This window comes from Paenibacillus sp. Leaf72, from assembly GCF_001422685.1.
In the GTDB taxonomy this organism is placed as follows: domain Bacteria; phylum Bacillota; class Bacilli; order Paenibacillales; family Paenibacillaceae; genus Pristimantibacillus.
The window spans coordinates 193,978-210,516 of record NZ_LMLV01000023.1; the positions used below are offsets into that span (position 1 = coordinate 193,978).

Annotated in this window: 18 protein-coding genes; all 18 read right to left on the reverse strand. The window is 47.1% G+C overall.

Annotated features, from left to right (window positions below; genetic code table 11):
- Window positions 1-96: 96 nt before the first annotated feature.
- Window positions 97-795, reverse strand: coding sequence for a 30S ribosomal protein S2 (gene rpsB / locus ASF12_RS19455; protein WP_046230742.1), 699 nt, complete (start codon window positions 793-795; stop codon window positions 97-99).
- Between the two features lie 197 nt (window positions 796-992).
- Window positions 993-1,595, reverse strand: coding sequence for a hypothetical protein (locus ASF12_RS19460; RefSeq protein WP_056038174.1), 603 nt, complete (start codon window positions 1,593-1,595; stop codon window positions 993-995).
- Window positions 1,588-2,127: a hypothetical protein gene (locus tag ASF12_RS19465; protein ID WP_056038177.1), complete on the reverse strand. Its 540-nt coding sequence runs from the start codon at window positions 2,125-2,127 to the stop codon at window positions 1,588-1,590. The genes ASF12_RS19460 and ASF12_RS19465 overlap by 8 nt, the downstream gene beginning before the upstream one ends.
- Before the next feature lie 18 nt (window positions 2,128-2,145).
- Window positions 2,146-2,469 (reverse strand): hypothetical protein, encoded by a 324-nt coding sequence (locus ASF12_RS19470; RefSeq protein ID WP_056038180.1) that lies wholly within the window; start codon window positions 2,467-2,469, stop codon window positions 2,146-2,148.
- A 38-nt stretch (window positions 2,470-2,507) separates the two neighbouring features.
- Entirely contained in the window at window positions 2,508-3,914 is a 1,407-nt protein-coding gene (locus tag ASF12_RS19475; RefSeq protein ID WP_056038182.1) for a DUF342 domain-containing protein, read from the reverse strand.
- A gap of 14 nt (window positions 3,915-3,928) precedes the next feature.
- On the reverse strand, window positions 3,929-4,699 hold the full coding sequence (locus ASF12_RS19480) for a FliA/WhiG family RNA polymerase sigma factor (protein WP_046230737.1): 771 nt from the start codon (window positions 4,697-4,699) through the stop codon (window positions 3,929-3,931).
- Window positions 4,700-4,704: 5 nt separating this feature from the next.
- Window positions 4,705-5,151 (reverse strand): hypothetical protein, encoded by a 447-nt coding sequence (locus ASF12_RS19485; protein ID WP_056038187.1) that lies wholly within the window; start codon window positions 5,149-5,151, stop codon window positions 4,705-4,707.
- A gap of 6 nt (window positions 5,152-5,157) precedes the next feature.
- Window positions 5,158-5,652: a chemotaxis protein CheD gene (locus tag ASF12_RS19490; protein ID WP_056038189.1), complete on the reverse strand. Its 495-nt coding sequence runs from the start codon at window positions 5,650-5,652 to the stop codon at window positions 5,158-5,160.
- Window positions 5,649-6,269 carry a chemotaxis protein CheC gene (locus tag ASF12_RS19495; protein ID WP_046230734.1) on the reverse strand — a complete coding sequence of 207 codons (621 nt, stop codon included), beginning with the start codon at window positions 6,267-6,269 and terminating at the stop codon, window positions 5,649-5,651. The genes ASF12_RS19490 and ASF12_RS19495 overlap by 4 nt, the downstream gene beginning before the upstream one ends.
- A 2-nt stretch (window positions 6,270-6,271) precedes the next feature.
- A complete protein-coding gene (locus ASF12_RS19500; protein ID WP_056038192.1) occupies window positions 6,272-6,733 on the reverse strand; it encodes a chemotaxis protein CheW in 462 nt (153 codons plus the stop codon).
- Between the two features lie 12 nt (window positions 6,734-6,745).
- Complete coding sequence (locus ASF12_RS19505; RefSeq protein ID WP_056038195.1) at window positions 6,746-8,839, reverse strand: chemotaxis protein CheA; 2,094 nt, start codon at window positions 8,837-8,839, stop codon at window positions 6,746-6,748.
- A gap of 40 nt (window positions 8,840-8,879) precedes the next feature.
- Window positions 8,880-10,169 (reverse strand): protein-glutamate methylesterase/protein-glutamine glutaminase, encoded by a 1,290-nt coding sequence (gene cheB / locus ASF12_RS19510; RefSeq protein WP_056038198.1) that lies wholly within the window; start codon window positions 10,167-10,169, stop codon window positions 8,880-8,882.
- 26 nt (window positions 10,170-10,195) lie between these two features.
- A complete protein-coding gene (locus tag ASF12_RS19515; RefSeq protein WP_056038201.1) occupies window positions 10,196-11,068 on the reverse strand; it encodes a MinD/ParA family protein in 873 nt (290 codons plus the stop codon).
- Entirely contained in the window at window positions 11,061-12,287 is a 1,227-nt protein-coding gene (gene flhF, locus ASF12_RS19520) for a flagellar biosynthesis protein FlhF (RefSeq protein ID WP_056038204.1), read from the reverse strand. Before flhF ends, ASF12_RS19515 begins: the two co-directional genes overlap by 8 nt.
- Entirely contained in the window at window positions 12,284-14,317 is a 2,034-nt protein-coding gene (gene flhA, locus ASF12_RS19525; RefSeq protein ID WP_056038208.1) for a flagellar biosynthesis protein FlhA, read from the reverse strand. Before flhA ends, flhF begins: the two co-directional genes overlap by 4 nt.
- Before the next feature lie 21 nt (window positions 14,318-14,338).
- The gene (flhB, locus tag ASF12_RS19530; protein WP_056039068.1) at window positions 14,339-15,430 is read right to left on the reverse strand and encodes a flagellar biosynthesis protein FlhB; all 1,092 of its coding nucleotides are present in this window, start codon (window positions 15,428-15,430) and stop codon (window positions 14,339-14,341) included.
- A 20-nt stretch (window positions 15,431-15,450) separates the two neighbouring features.
- A complete protein-coding gene (gene fliR, locus ASF12_RS19535; protein ID WP_056038210.1) occupies window positions 15,451-16,239 on the reverse strand; it encodes a flagellar biosynthetic protein FliR in 789 nt (262 codons plus the stop codon).
- Window positions 16,240-16,254: 15 nt separating this feature from the next.
- Window positions 16,255-16,524, reverse strand: coding sequence for a flagellar biosynthesis protein FliQ (fliQ, locus tag ASF12_RS19540; RefSeq protein ID WP_056038213.1), 270 nt, complete (start codon window positions 16,522-16,524; stop codon window positions 16,255-16,257).
- Window positions 16,525-16,539 lie beyond the last annotated feature (15 nt).

A 16,539-nucleotide genomic window follows, 5' to 3' on the forward strand; every position in this document is an offset into this window, starting at 1 on the left:
GGTTTCGATTTATTTAATTAGGTATTCGTGAAAAAAGGGCGGTGAGAGGCTTTCACCTTCTGACCGCCCTTCGCCTAATAGCTTACGTTTATTGAATTAAGCAGTTGTTTGCTCACCTTGGTTAGCTTCAACAATTGCATCAGCCATCTTGGACGTAAGCAATTTAACCGCACGAATTGCATCATCATTACCAGGAATGACATAGTCAATTTCGTCTGGATCGCAGTTTGTATCAACGATACCTACGATAGGAATTCCAAGTTTGCGTGCTTCAGCAACAGCGATACGCTCTTTACGAGGATCGATGATGAACAAAGCGCTAGGCAACGATTTCATGCCTTTGATGCCGCCAAGGAATTTTTCCAAACGGTCTTTTTCTTTGCGAAGAATAATAACTTCTTTCTTAGGAAGAACTTCGAAAGTGCCGTCCTCTTCCCATTTCTCCAAAGTTTTCAAACGGTCGATACGTTTTTGAATCGTTTGGAAGTTAGTCAGCGTACCGCCGAGCCAACGTTGGTTGATGTAGAAGTTGCCGCAACGCTCAGCTTCTTCCTTAACGGAATCTTGAGCTTGCTTCTTCGTGCCGACGAACAGCATAGTGCCGCCCTCTGCAGCGATCGAGCGAACGAAGTTATAAGCCTCGTCAACTTTTTTAACTGTTTTTTGCAAATCGATAATGTAAATTCCGTTTCTTTCAGTGAAGATATAACGATCCATCTTCGGGTTCCAACGACGAGTCTGATGACCGAAGTGTACCCCAGCTTCAAGTAGCTGTTTCATGGAAATAACCGCCATTTCTCCAACACCTCCTGATAATGGTTTTTTTGTAGTGCCCTCCGCCGACGTCATCTTTCGTTAAAACTTCCACCTAAGCAGAAGCACCGTTAACGAAATTAATCAGCGTGTGTTTTTAACACCGTCAATTAATATACCATAACTGCATGCCGTACGCAACAATCTCCGAGCGAAAATTACCGCATTCCGCCATTTTATTACGAATTAAAAGCTTTTACTTCCTCTGGTGTCATCGGCTGTGTCGTAATGGTTGTAATAACTTCCTCAAGCGAAGGATTCCCGGTAAACAAAAAATAACCGGCGCGAACCAGTTTCTTTTCTTGCTTCATTTTGCGGATAAATGCCGCTTTATCACTAATCAGCTTCTCCTTGGCCAGCAGCACAGACGCCGCAGTCAAATTCGTTCCTGCCTGAATGCGAACCATTTTGCGAATGGTATTTTCATCCGTGTCCGCAACAGCTGAAGAATTATCCGTTGGCACTGCTGATGACTTTGGGGAAGCTGGGGCGGAGGCTTGCGGAGCAGCGCTTTCAGAAGGCATTTGTTTAGGCGAAGCGGTTGGTGAAGGCACTGCCGCTGCTTCGCTTTCTTCCTTTATGCTGCTCGTTGCCCGCTGCGCTTCAACAATCGCATCGACTTCACTTTGCGAATATATCTTTTCCTCTTGCCCAGCATCTGCATTGTCGCGGTTACTGAGCTTTTGCTGGCTGGATTCGCCAATCATCATCATTTGGAGCAATAATGCGCCGATAATAATGCCAAGGCCAAGCCCGGTTAAAAAAACACGGTTTTTAAACACGGGCACCCTCCTCCTGTTTCGCAAGCTGAAGGATAAGCTGAACCTCGCCCTTGTTCATGTTCATTTTTTTTGCAATTGCCTCAATAGACTTGCCTTGCTGATGAAGCGCAAACAAATCGGCATAACGCTCTTGAATCGATTGCTTCACTGACGGAGCTGGCTCTTCCTGTAGCGCAGCTGGAGCGGGTGTAATGGGAACGTCAACCTTGACCGGCATCACCTGGGCAGCTTGCACCGACACTGCGGAAGCCTTCTGCTGCTCAAAAAGCTGCTCCATAGCGCTATATTTACGCTCCAGCTCGGCTAAACGCTCCTCGCTGCGCTGTGCCTTGGCACGTGCTTCCTCTTGTGATTGCACGATAAGTGCAGTAAGCTCACGATTGTCCTGCTCCATGTTTTCCATAAACTGTTCCAGTGAAACTTCCATATTATTGACGGCTTGCGCGGCTGCGGGCTGTTTCCTTCTAGGCAAAAGCAACCCAAAAACAACGACTACAGCGCCAAGCAAAACTATGTATTGCCAGTTAGACATGCTTGCTCCCACCTGCCTTTAAAGCGAAATATCTACATGATGTCCCTTATAGGGATGTACAGGGGGATGGCTTTCTTCATGCTTGTCCTGCCCATCCTGTTTTTTGTGTTTGCCCTTGCGTTCATCAGATTGCTTGCTTGTTTCTTGATCCTGACGAACGTTCAGGCCTACGGAATGCTCAACTTCCGTATTTTTGTGGCGAACAAGCTCGGTCTGCGCAGCTTGCTGCTCGGCAAGCTTCGTCTGGTCCGACATCGGCTTATGATTCATATGGCTTTGAAGTCCGCTGGACTCCGGTGTGCGAGGAACCGATATTTGCAAATCAATAGGTTTGAAAGCCATCTTGATTACCTCCCTATTGGGTCAGCTTGCTCAAGTTTTTACGAACGGTAACTCACCTGTGAAATATCTCCATCTAAATACTGAAAGGAAACACGCTGCAGCGGGTCTTTAATATATTTCGTATATCGGCCAATTACAATTTTGATTCCGCCATAAATAATGTTATTGACGTCAACCCCAGCTTGCTCGCTATCTTCAAGCGTGCGCTCAATATCCAAAATCCGTTCACGGAACTGCTCAACCTCTGTCAGCGACTGCCGTTTGGTCGCGCTTAGCTTAATGCGCATGGCCATTTTGTCATCTGTTAGCTGCCCAATTGCAGCCAATTGATCCAAAATCACAAGCGCTTTATCCGCCTTATCCATGCTCTCGTTGTGCTGCTTGAGTTTTGTTCGCAATTCCAGCAGCTCCGAGCGATGCTCTGGCTTTACACCTACTTCAACTACTGTTGCAGTAGACATCGTATTGCCGATTGTACGAGCTTTAACCCGCTCGCCCGCTTGAATAGTCCCGCCAACAATCAGCCCCTTGGCCCCTGAACAAATAACATTTTTACCAGCGCGAACATTCGAATGCATAATACTTTGCGATACGAGCACATCATCGCCGGCAATAACGTTGCCGTCCTGGATAAAGGAGCATTTCACATTTTTTCCGGCTTTGACAAAACCTTTGTTGCCAGCCATAATGCCGCCTGATATTTCAATAGAGCCTTCAGCGTCCAAATCGGCGCCCTCAACTCCGCCAATGATACGAATATCCCCGGCAGATTTGACGCGGAAGCCGCTTAGCACATTCCCTCGGATGACTACGGTACCGACAAAATCAATATTTCCTATTTTATAATCTACGTCGCCATTCACTTCGTAAATAGGAAATACATTGATTTTATCCTTATCCGTCATCGTAATGAGTCCGTCCAGTGCCGCATACATTGCGGTTTGCTCATTGTTCAGCACGACATTTTTTCCTATTTTAAAACGCGCCGCCTTGCCTTCTTTCGATGCAACCTCATTCCCGGTTACCGTCATGCCCGGTTCGCCAGCAGCAGGTTCGACCAGTTCAGCAATCAGCTGGCCGCGCGTCACATTTTTCAACTGCGTCATTTCCTTAAAATCTACGGTGCCATCTTCATTTTCAGCCGGGCGCCGCTCTTTGCTTTTCATATCATAAATAAATTGAACAAAGCCGTCCTTGCCAACTTCAGCAGGCTTTCCTTCAGCAATTAAAGTTTGCTCTTTATAAAAAGCGAGCGGATTGTTACAAATGTTTTGAAGGACGCCGGGCACAATTCCAACGCTCACTCCGCTACTTTGCACAAACTGCTCTAATTGTTCAAGCGAGCATTCAAAATCATCCGTCAAACGTTTGAATGTCAAAAAGGCTGACATTTTATCTGCAGATATTTGAACGCTCATAATGGTATCTAATGATTGACCTTCCATTACACGCCTCCACTCTAGTACTGCATTAGTTGATCTTTATGCTTGGATAAAGCTCCTCTAAGACGTAAAATAGCTTTGGAATGGAGCTGCGAAATTCGTGACGGCGAGAGCGACATGACGTCTGCAATCTCACTTAAAGACAGCTCTTCATAATAAAAAAGGGAAACGACGATACGTTCCTTCTCCGTCAGCTTCTCTATTCCATTAACCAATGAATCTTTCAAATATACTTCATGGACTTTATGGTCAGGATTTTTTGCCCGTTCATCCACGAGCAGCGAAAGTCTTGTTTCCGACTCTTCCTCACGAAGAGGATCCTCAAGCGAACATACAGTCGTTACCGCAATCTCTTGAAGCATCGTTGTAAACTCCTTTTCCGTTATGTTCAGGTAATTGCTAATTTCAGCATCGGAAACCGAGCGTAAATACTGTTGTTCCAGCTTTTGATAAGCCTCTTCCACTTTTTTCGCTTTCTCTCTCACGGACCGCGGAACCCAGTCGCCTTGACGGAGACCATCAATAATTGCGCCGCGAATGCGCCAGGATGCATAGGTCTCAAACTGCAGCCCCCGGCAATAGTCAAACTTCTCTATTGCATCAATTAAACCCATAACGCCATTGCTGGCAAGGTCATCCTTGGATACGTTTTTAGGCAGGCCAATAGCCATACGATTGGTCACATAATCAACAAGCGGCAAATATTGCTCAATAAGCCGCTTCTTCGCTTCAATATCCCCTTCTTCTTTCCAAGCTTGCCACATCGGAATGTTTAAAGAAGCAATCATATTTTTCACCCTCCTGTCAGGTGACGTACTACTTTAGCCAGTTCTTCCGGTTCTTTGTTTTGTGCAGACACGAGCTGTGGCGGCGCTAATGGCCGAAACGGCTCTTGCTCTTGTTCCATTGGCTGCTTGCTATCTGCCTCATCTTGCGCTGGGCGAATATCCAGCCCGTCTTTCAACAGCTGATTTAAATCTTCGCTTTCATCCGGCGTAGTCAAATTAAACTGTGTTCCTATTCCATCTTCTTCTGCAGCGCCGTTATCCAGCAATGCCGGCGGCTTCAAAATAAACGTAAGCACTGCACGCAGTATAAACGCAATGACAACAAAGGCGATGAATGCATATACACTGCGCAGCAGCATGACTGTGACCGCATTTTTACCGAGTGAGAAAAGAATCGTTAATATAACACCCGTGAGTCCTAATCCGACATTCCATCGCCAATTTCCGATCATAATAATTCAAATCTCCTTTATTCCAAGCTGTACGCTGCGAATGAGTAACAGACCGCTTCCGCTGTCGAACTCAATGGTGCGACCATAATTGCCGCCTGTATCCTGTGCAAACACAGGAATTTTGAACTTGTTGACGATCTCAAGGCAAGATTCGACATTTCGCGGACCAATACGCATAGAGTCCGATTGACCTGAAAAGGCGAACATTTGAGCGCCTCCAGCCATTTTCGCTACAAGGCGATTTTGCTGCGCCCCCACATGCTTCATCCGTTCAATAAGCTCAGGAATGGCCGTATCGGCATATTTCGCCAAGTTAATCGTCGCCTCTCTTGCAATTTCAGAGGAAGGCAGCATAACATGGGCCATTCCGGCTACTTTATTAACCGGATCATAAAGCGTAAGTCCTACACAAGAACCAAGCCCTGTTGTTTTGAGGACGGAACCCTCAGTTGCAATATTTAAATCAGCCATTCCAACCTTAATCAAATTTTGCTGTATCATTCGACATTTACTCCCAGAGCGCGGAAAATTTTTGTAAATGATTCAGGGTCAGGTATGAGGAAAAAATGGCCTTCCAGGTCTTGGCAGTCTTCGAGAAATGTCGTCTCTATCAATAGCGCGGAATCGCCCATTTCGCCATATTGCAGCAAGCCATAGCTTAAAATAGCTCCCGCCATGTCCAGCGCAACGGATGGAACCGATGGAGCCATCGCCAAATGGGTAAAATCAGCCAACGAAGACAGATACGAGCCGGTCAAAATATTTCCGATTTCGCATAAAGCCGACAGCTCCATTTCGGAATAGCCGTTCTCATCATCATGAGGCAATGACAGCAGCTGAGTCAGCAAACGCTTCGCTGCGTCCTCCTGAATGATAAAAAACATATTGCCCGGCGCTTCGCCTTCCACTCTTAAAAACACCGCGATGACGACCTGCTCCATACCGCCTACGCGATCGGCAATTTCTTCGAAGGGCAGCAGGCTGACCTTCGGAACACCCATATCGACTGGCTTGTTAAGAAGACGAGACAATGCAGTAGCTGCATTGCCCGCGCCTATATTGCCGACTTCCTTTAGTACGTCAAGCTCAAAAGCTTCAAACTTGCTGAACTGTGCCACTTCTATCCCTCCAGTTGCATGAGCTGTTCGATCTCGTTTTTATTCAGCACCTCAACTAGATTTAGCATAATAAGCAGTCTGCTGTCCCCGAGCTTGGCAATACCGTGCAAGTACTTCGCTTTAACGCCGCCTACGATTTCCGGTGGAGAATCGATGTTGTCCGTATCGATATCTATGACATCATTCGCGGAATCGACAATAAATCCTACTTCAAGATCATCTACCGCTACTACTATAATTCGCGAATTATCTGTCGGTTCCTGCTCAGGTAGGCCAAAACGCCCACGAAGATCGACAACCGGCACAACAACACCGCGCAAATTCATAACGCCTTTAATAAAAGCGGCTGTTTTAGGCACGCGGGTAATCGGCGACATCCGCTCTATTGTTCTAACTTTATCTACTTCAATACCGTATTCCTCATCAGCTAGCGCAAAAACAATGACCTTCAATTCTTCTCCCATTGTGAAAACCTCCTATTTGATTAATGCGTTAGGATCAATAATTAATGCGACCTGGCCGTCACCTAAAATCGTCGCTCCAGAAATCGCCTCGATATTGGTCAAATATTTGCCAAGCGTTTTGAGCACGATCTCGTTTTGGCCGATAAACTCATCGACGGTGACTGCCGCCCATTTTTCTCCCTTGCGCACCACTACAATTTCGGTTTCTTCCTCGGCGCTATCATTAAAGTCAGGTGTCTCAAGCACACGGCTCAGCGATACAAGAGGAATAACGGTATTGCGGAATTCAATCATTAAATTGCCATGAACGTTCAAAATTTGCGATCTGCGGATAATGCTGGTCTCCACAATGGAGGACAGCGGAATCGCATATTTTTCCGAGCCCAGCTTGATCAGCATCGCCGAAATAATCGACAGCGTCAGCGGAAGCTGTACCGAGAATTTCGTTCCTCTGCCAAACACCGAGTCAATGGTAACATTTCCACCAAGCGACGTAATTTTGGAACGTACAACGTCCAGTCCTACACCGCGTCCGGAAATATCCGAAATTTTCTCAGCTGTACTAAAGCCTGCTGCAAAAATCAGCATATTGATTTCGTCGCTCGACAGCTTTTTCGCCTCATCTTCGGTAACGACGCCGTTTTTGATCGCCGTCTTCAGCACCCGCTCCTGGTTAATGCCGCGTCCATCCTCTTCCACTTCAATGAACACATGGTTGCCGCTGTGATAAGCACGCAGGAAAATGGTACCTACTTCTGACTTGCCTGCGGCAATACGTTCTTCCACCGTCTCGATGCCATGATCGACTGAGTTGCGGAGCAAGTGAACGAGCGGGTCGCCAATTTCATCAATGACGGTACGGTCAAGCTCTGTATCCGCCCCAGTAATGACCAAATCGATTTTTTTATCAAGCGACTTCGCCAAATCGCGAATCATGCGAGGGAAACGGTTGAACACCGAATCGACGGGAACCATGCGCAGCTTGAGTACGATATTTTGCAAATCTGTGCTGACACGCGTCATATGCTCGACTGTCTCAGTCAAGTCATTGCGTTTAATTTCGCTTGAAAGCTGTTCTAGTCGAACGCGATCAATGAGCAGCTCACTGAACAGATTCATCAGCGTATCCAGACGGTCGATATCAACGCGAATCGTCCGATTAACTGCTGCTGGCGCAGCTTGAGCAGGCGAGTCTTTACGAGGCGCAGCCGCTGCGGGAGCCTTGGCTGCCTCTTCTTTTTTCTCGACGACTGCAATAGCTGCTGCAACCTCTTCCTTCGCTTTCTTCACCTCAGCCTCAGCTTGCTGATTCGCTGTTGGCGTGCTTAGCAGATGAAGCGATTCCTCATCCAGCAAAGTTATAACTGCCGTCTCCACTTCGGATACATTCATAATTTGCGTATGCAGGTCTTCCAGCTTCGTCTGTGTAATGGTAAATACAGTAAAGGAACGATCGAATTTTTCCTGTTCCAAATCCTGTACAGAAGGTTCCGATTTCACAATCTCTCCGTGTGCTTCCAGCAGGTTGAATACCATGTAGGCACGAACTGCTTTCAGCAAACAGTCCTCGCGAATCGTTACATGAATATGATAAGCCTGATGTCCGCTATCAATGGATTGCTTAATCACCGAAGTCTGGTACTCGTCCAGCAGCAAAATAGGCTTGTCCGCATTGGAAGAATCGCCTTCCGCTGCAGCCTTTTGATCCGGCACCGATAGTTTATGCTCTCCGCTAAAAATCGACTGCAAGGCGGCCACAATTGATGTCACATCCGCTTTACCAGTACCACCGTTAACGATATCCTGCACCATTGCCTCCAGCGCATCAAGACCCTTGAAAAGCGTATCAAATATAAAGCTGTCCATCTTGAGCTTGCTATTGCGAACAAGATCAAGCACATTTTCCATTTCATGTGTCAAGGCAGCCAGATCCTCATATCCCATCGTAGCCGACATGCCTTTCAAAGTATGAGCGGAGCGGAATATATTTTGAACAATTGATAGATCTTCCGGCTCGCCTTCCAGTCGCAATAAGTTTTCATTCAAGGTTTGAAGATGGTCGTTAGATTCGTCGATGAACATCGACAGATAGGCATTCATATCCATTGTATCGCACCTCCTGCTAGACTTGTGATTGCTTCAATCGTTATTTAAGTACACAGCTTTCAATACGTGCAGCGATTTGTTGCAGCGGGAGCACGGTCTTAACTGCCCCGCTTTCGTAGGCGCTGCGCGGCATGCCGTAAACGATGCAAGTTTCCTCCGCCTCGCCTATAGAAGTTACTGCACCGCTCTCAACAAGCTGTTTAAGACCTTTCGTACCATCGCTGCCCATTCCGGTCAGGATGACCGCGTGACGCTTCAGCTCCTTGAAAGGAACTAATGATTCATACATCACATCTACCGATGGACGATGCCCATTGCGCTGCGGCTGCTCTGTTAAATGAATATAATAACCGGAACTATCTTTGCCAAGCTCTAGATGATAGCCTCCGGGAGCAACATAGACAACGCCGGGATGAACCCGGTCGCCTTGAGCTGCTTCAACGACATGCAGCGCACTGAAGCTGTCGAGGCGCTGAGCGAGCGATTTCGTAAATTTCGGCGGCATATGCTGGACAACTAGGACAGGTGCGCCTAGATCGCCAGGCAAAGCGCTAATGACCGTATGCAAAGCACGCGGCCCTCCCGTTGAAGCTCCAATTGCAACAATGTGCTGAAACGAAGTAGACTTCGGCAGCTCTTTTTTCGGCGGAGCGGGAGTTTCCGTTTTTTTGCTCGCTATAATCGGCGGAGCAGTTGGCTTATATGTAGAGGAAGGCGCCACCGCTTTGACTGCCGCTGGTGGTTCCGGCTTTTTGTTCATGCTAGGCGGCTTTATTGGTGGCGTAATTTCCGGTTTCTTCTTCGCCATAGAAGGTGCAGCCAGCCGTGACGCTGCATTTGTTGTTGCTTCGGTTATTAGAGGCTTTTTAATATCTAGCGCCTTCACTTTTACCGGCGGGTCCATCTTCTCCTCAATGAATGAAGGCTTCCTCGCCAGTACAGCTGTTTTTAGCTTCTCTATTAATTGCTCGCCAACCTGGATAATATCATTCGTTGCAATGCCTGAAGGCTTGCGTATAAAGTCAAAAGCTCCAAACTGCAATGCTTTGATCGTATCCCTCGTGTTATCCTCACTAATGCCAGACAGCATAATGACAGGCGTCGGGTTTTGTTTCATAATCTTTTGCAAAGCCTCAAGTCCATTCATTTCAGGCATTTCCAGATCGAGCGTTACAACATCGGGCTTCCATTTCTCCACCGCTTTTACAGCTTCGGCCCCATTGGTTGCAGTCGCTATTATTGAAAACATTGAATCCTTTAAAATTAAGTCACTAAAAATTTTTCTCATAAATGCAGAATCATCTACAATGAGTACACGATAAGGAGCCATCTTTTCCCCTCCCCTGATTAAAAGGACTATCTCGTTAGCTTGAATAATTTATGCAAGAATCCCTTTACACCGTTTTTAGCATCAGATTCCGGCCTCTTTATTTCTAGAAAACGAACTGCAATTTCATGCATAGCTTTCGATGCTTCACTGCTTGGATAAGCGATGGTGAAGGGAATCTGGCGTTTTACCGCCTTGCCTACATGAGCATCATCGGGTACGAGTCCGAGAAATGGCAAGGAGGCTTCTAGGAAGCGCTCGGCAGCCAAATTGATTTTATCTGCTGTCAATCGGCCTTCCCGCTTGCTGTCTGTCCGATTGACGATAAGTCTGAAATTCGGATGGATGCCCATTGCTTTTACCATTTTTATTAAGGCATATGCATCGGTTATAGAGGTCGGCTCTGGCGTCGTTACAACGATCGTTTCCTGTGCTGCGGCGATAAATCTCGCCGTTTCCTTGGAAAGTCCTGCACCAGTATCAAACACGATGACATCGTACAGCCCTTGAAGCTTTGAAACCTGCTCTGTGAACAAGGTCAGCTCTTTCTCTGACAGCTCCAGCAAATCTTTAATTCCCGATCCGCCTGCAATAAAATGCAGTCCTTCAGGCCCTTCCTGAACGACATCCCAGATCGTTTTGTCCTGCTTGAACAAATGATATAAATGGTAGGAGGAGCGCACGCCCATCAGTATATCGATGTTCGCCATGCCAATATCAACATCAAAAACGAGAACCTTCTGACCAAGCTTCTGAAGCATCAGCGCAAAATTGAGACTAAAGTTGGACTTCCCAACGCCGCCCTTGCCGCTGGTGACAGCTATAATGCGCGTTTCGCGCTTGCCGCCTTCGCTGCTGCTTGCCTTTACCATATGTCGCAGCGCTTCGGCTTGATCATTCATCGTCCGCTTCCCCCAGCAAATCATTCATATAAGCAGCAGCGTTAAAGCGATCAATGTCATCCGGCACCGTCTGCCCTCTTGCCACATAAGTCGGCGTTAAACCGAACTTCATCACAAGGTTAAAAATAGAGCCATACACCGCCGTTTCATCCTGCTTCGTAAACAACACCTTCTCGATGCCGTATTTCACAAAGTTTCCGGCTACTGACGTCATATCTTTCGTTTTGCCGGTAAGGCTCAGCACAAGCACCGTTTCATTGCGGTCATGCGATTGAAGCAGGCTGTTTACTTCTGATACATTTAGCTCATTGCGGAAGTTGCGGCCAGCCGTATCCATATAGATGAGCTCTCTATCTTCGAGCTGCTTGAATGCCTTCGGCAAATCCATAGGAGAAAAAACAACCTCCAGCGGAATGTTTAAAATATTAGCGTACGTTCTAAGCTGGTCAACGGCAGCAATTCGGTACGTATCTGATGTAATGAAGCCTACTTTTTTGTTATGCTTAATCGTTTGATTAGCCGCAAGCTTAGCAATCGTTGTCGTTTTGCCTACGCCCGTTGGACCAACAAAATGAACGATTCTGGCCTGCTCATCGATCATGCCCGCTGCATATGGGGCCATCCATTCGAGCAGTTGCCGTTTGGCAAGCTCCCATACTTGCGTACGTGTCAATGGCTCCCTTTGCTGCCCTTCCTGCTCAGAGATGATCGCCATAAGCTGGTCGATCCACTCCACTTCGAGCTCCTGCTCTTGAAGGCGGTCATGAAGGGCTTGTGCAGCTTCTGATAATGAATTTCCTGCTTTTTGCGAAGACAGCTGCAGGAGGGATTGCTTAATCCCTTTAATTTCGTCCATCAGCTGATCGTTGACTGGAGAAGCCGCCGCAACTGGCGCAGGCCTTGCTGGCGGCTCAACCGTAGCTGTAGCAGCTGCGGTTGCTGCTGCGGCACGCTGCTGCTTCTGCATCGTCTCCGTAATAGCTGCCATTACGGCGCTGACATCATCGGGCGCCTTGCGCTTCTGCGGCGGATTTTCCGGAGCCGCCGCATTCGACTCAATAGCGGCAATAACTTCCATCTTCTTTTTGCGGAACATGCCCATGAAGCCACCGACTTTGACTTCTTTCGTATTCAATATAACGGCATCTTTGCCAAGATCGCTTCGAATCATCGGCAGCGCTTCGGGAAGCGCATTGACTACATAACGTTTCACTCTCATAAATTCACCACCCCTACGCTCTGTACTTCAACGTTAGGTTCAAGCTCACTATAAGAGATGACCGGAACCTCCTGCATCGTCCGTTCCACAATCTGGCGCAAATACATGCGGATTGTAGGGGAAGTGAGCACAACAGGCTGCTGTCCGGACTGAATTTGCCGGGTCACTTGCTCATTCAGCTTGGAATAAATTTGTTGAGTGACGATCGGGTCAAGCGCAATGTAACTTCCCTGATCGGTCTGCTGTACGGACTCAGCGATTTTCTTCTCCATCGCCGGACCGACTGTAATCACTTTAAGCTTGTCTCCCGTTGCTGCAAACTGTTGGGTAATTTGCCTTGACAGCGCCTGTCTGACATATTCCGTCAGCACATCGGGATCTTTCGTGTAATGCCCGTGATCGGCCAACGTTTCAAAAATGGTCACCAGATCGCGGATCGAAACTTTTTCACGAAGCAGCTTGGCAAGCACTTTTTGCAAATCGCCAATGGATAGCACCGAAGGTATGAGATCATCGATAAGCGCTGGATACGATTCCTTGACATTTTCAATAAGCGCCTTCGTCTCTTGACGGCCAAGCAATTCATGCGCATGACGCTTAATAATTTCTGTCAAATGCGTAGCGACAACCGAAGGCGGATCTACGACGGTATACCCCGACATTTCCGCTCTTTCCTTCATCTGCTCGTCAATCCAAATGGCTGGCAGCCCAAATGCCGGCTCTGTCGTTTCAATACCAAGTACCGATTCATCATCGAAGCCCGGGCTCATTGCCAAATAATGATTGAGCAGAAGCTCGCCTTTCGCAACGGTATTCCCTTTAATTTTAACGACGTATTCATTGGGTCTCAGTTGAATATTATCGCGGATCCGAATAACGGGAACGACAAGCCCCAGCTCAAGCGCGCATTGCCTTCTGATCATAATGATACGATCCAGCAAATCGCCGCCCTGCTGCGTGTCTGCCAGTGGAATCAGGCCGTAGCCAAATTCGAACTCGATTGGATCCACCTGCAGCAAGCCAATGACACTTTCCGGATTACGAACCTCTTCAATTTGCTGCTCTTCCACAAGCATCTCCTCTTGCTCCACTTGCTTCTCCTGCAGCTTTTTCATTCTCCATGCGCCAAATGCGAGCAGTGCCGCAAAAGGGAGCGTGCGCATAACGCCGATTGGCGAAACGAGACCAAGCAAAGCTATTGTTCCTGCAACTATGTATAAAAGATTAGGGTATTTAAACAACTGTGCTGTCAAATCCTGTGCCAGGTTGCCGTCCGATGCAGCTCTTGTAACGATTAAGCCTGCTGCTACCGAAATAAGCAATGCTGGAATTTGACTGACGAGGCCATCCCCGATGGTTAAAATCGAATACGTTTCGAGTGCCTCGGCAAAGGGAAAACCATGTACCGCCATCCCGATTATAAATCCGCCAACCAGGTTAATAATGAGAATGATAATGGATGCAATCGCATCCCCTTTTACAAACTTGCTGGCACCATCCATAGCTCCGTAGAAATCTGCTTCTCTTTCAATCTTGGAACGCCGGTCCCGTGCCTGCTGCTCATTAATGAGTCCCGCATTTAAGTCGGCATCAATACTCATTTGCTTGCCGGGCATCGCATCGAGGGTAAACCTTGCTGCTACCTCGGCGACCCGCTCAGAACCCTTCGTAATAACGATGAACTGAACGACGACGAGAATAAGGAAGACGATAAACCCGATTGCGATTTGCCCGCCGCCCACCCATCTACCGAATGTTGCGACAACTTCCCCCGCTTCTGCATGCTGCAAAATGTTCCGGGTGGTAGAAATGTTGAGTGCTAATCGGAATAAGGTCGTAACAAGCAAAACTGCGGGAAAGATGGAAAACTCCAGCGCTTCCTTCGTATTCATCGCAATAAGCAATATCATTAAAGCGATGGAAATATTCAGAATAAGCAAAATATCCAGCAAAAGAATAGGGATGGGAATAACCATCATGAGCACGATGCCTATGATCCCGATTAACACGATAAGATCTTTTGGTTTCATGACGCTTCCTCCTCCCTTAAATTACGATGATTTGACACGGCCTTTCAGCTTGTAAACGTATGCGAGCACCTCCGCCACAGCCTGGAACAAATCTGCCGGTATGGCATCTCCGATTTCGGCGCGTTCGTATAATGCTCTGGCAAGCGGCTTATTTTCCATCGTAATAACGCCGTGCTCTTTGGCGATTTCCCTAATGCGCAGCGCCACATGATCCATGCCTTTGGCAATAATAACGGGCGCCTCCATATTAGAGGAATCATATTTCAAGGCGATTGCAAAGTGCGTCGGGTTGGTAATGACGACATCTGCATTCGGGATTTGCTGCATCATCCGCTGGATGGCCATTCTCCGCTGCTTTTCTCGGATGCGGCCTTTAACGAGCGGATCACCCTCTGATTTCTTATGCTCGTCCTTAATGTCCTGCTTGGACATCTTCATGCTTTTCTCCTGCTCGTACTTCTGATACAAATAATCCGCAAAGGCGAGTATAACAAGCGCAGCACCAATTTTGATCCCCATGCTGACCGTCAGTCCAGCTGCAAAGGCGAAAATTTGCTCAACAGACAGGTCCGAAAGAGAAAGCAGCCGGCTCCAATCGCTTGCAATCGTCTGGTATACGAGCACTCCAATAATCAGCAGCTTGAGCAAGCTTTTAAGCATTTCAACAATAGAGCGCATGGAGAAGATCTGTTTCAATCCTTGGAGCGGATTTAGCTTGCTGATCTTCATCTTAAGCGGCTCTCCTGTAAGCAAGAAGCCAAATTGCGCAACGTTACCGATAATGCCTACTAAAATAGCTACCGAAAATATAGGCAGTAAAAAGATGAGCATTTCGGTTACGAGCGTACCGAACAAGTTAAAAACATTTTCAGACGTAAGCTCCATAAGCAGCCAATTTTCGAAAATATCATCAAACATATTCATAATTCGCTGCTTGTAAAAGCCGCCAAACATCGCAAAGCCAGCAAACGTAAACAGCAAAATCAAGGAGCTGGGAAAGTCAGCCGATTTGGCTACCTGACCCTTCTTACGCGATTCCGAGCGTTTTTTGGGCGTCGCTTTCTCCGTCTTCTCTTGGCTGAACAGCTGCAGGTCGAGCTTTAAACGGTACATTTGCACGATTACAGCCTCCTTTACCCGTCCGGCCCTTTGAAAATGGCGAATAGCTGCTCCAAGTTGTCAAACATGATGGCAATGAGCCGCTCATACAGACCACTTAGCCCCGGCATAAGCAGCACGAGCAAAATCGTCCCGATAATAAGCTTAAGCGGTATCCCAATTACGAAAACATTGTATTGAGGCGCTGTTTTGGCTAAAAACGCCAGTCCGACATCCGTCAGAAACATAGCAATTACTAGCGGAGCTGCGACCTGTAAAGCTAGCAAAAACGTATTTCCAACGGCTTTCGTTAAAAATTCGCTAATGCTGCCACTGCTGATTCTCGCAAAAAAGTCTCCAGCAAGCGGCATCCATTTGTAACTGTCCATGAGCCCTCGAAGCAAGTAGTGATGGCCGTTCAAGGAGAAAAAAATGACAATAAGCATCATGTATTTAAAATTACCTAGCAATGGCACGGAAGTACCCGTCAATGGGTTGACGACGTTCGCCATCGCAAAACCAATTTGCAAATCCATTAATGCCCCTGCCGTCTGCACGACTACGAAAAACAAATACACCACGAAGCCGAATAGCAGGCCTATCAATATTTCCTGTACGACATAAAGCACGTAGCTGGCATCTGTCGCTACCGTCTGATTAATGCCATACGTGAGATACACGATAAAAGAAATAAAAAAACTTAAACCGATTTTCGCAATATTCGGCATCATTTTCCCCGAAAACATCGGAGCTACGACGAAAAATGATGTAATTCGACAAAAAATCAACAAAAAAATAGGAAAACCTTGCTCGATAAGCTCCATCGCTGCGATTCACGCCTATCCGATATATTTATGCAGGTTGTTCAGCAGATTATAAGTGAAATCGACGATCGTATTTAGAATCCACGGCCCGAACAAAACAACGGATGCAAAAACCGCTACAATTTTCGGAACAAATGCTAGGGTTTGCTCTTGTATCTGGGTAGTCGCCTGAAAAATACTGACCAAGAGCCCAACAACGAGAGCAATAAGAAGCATTGGAGCACTGCTTTTTAGTACGGTAAATACAGCCTCGCTGGCCAGACCGATAATAAAATCGGCACTCATTGAACATCCCCCCCT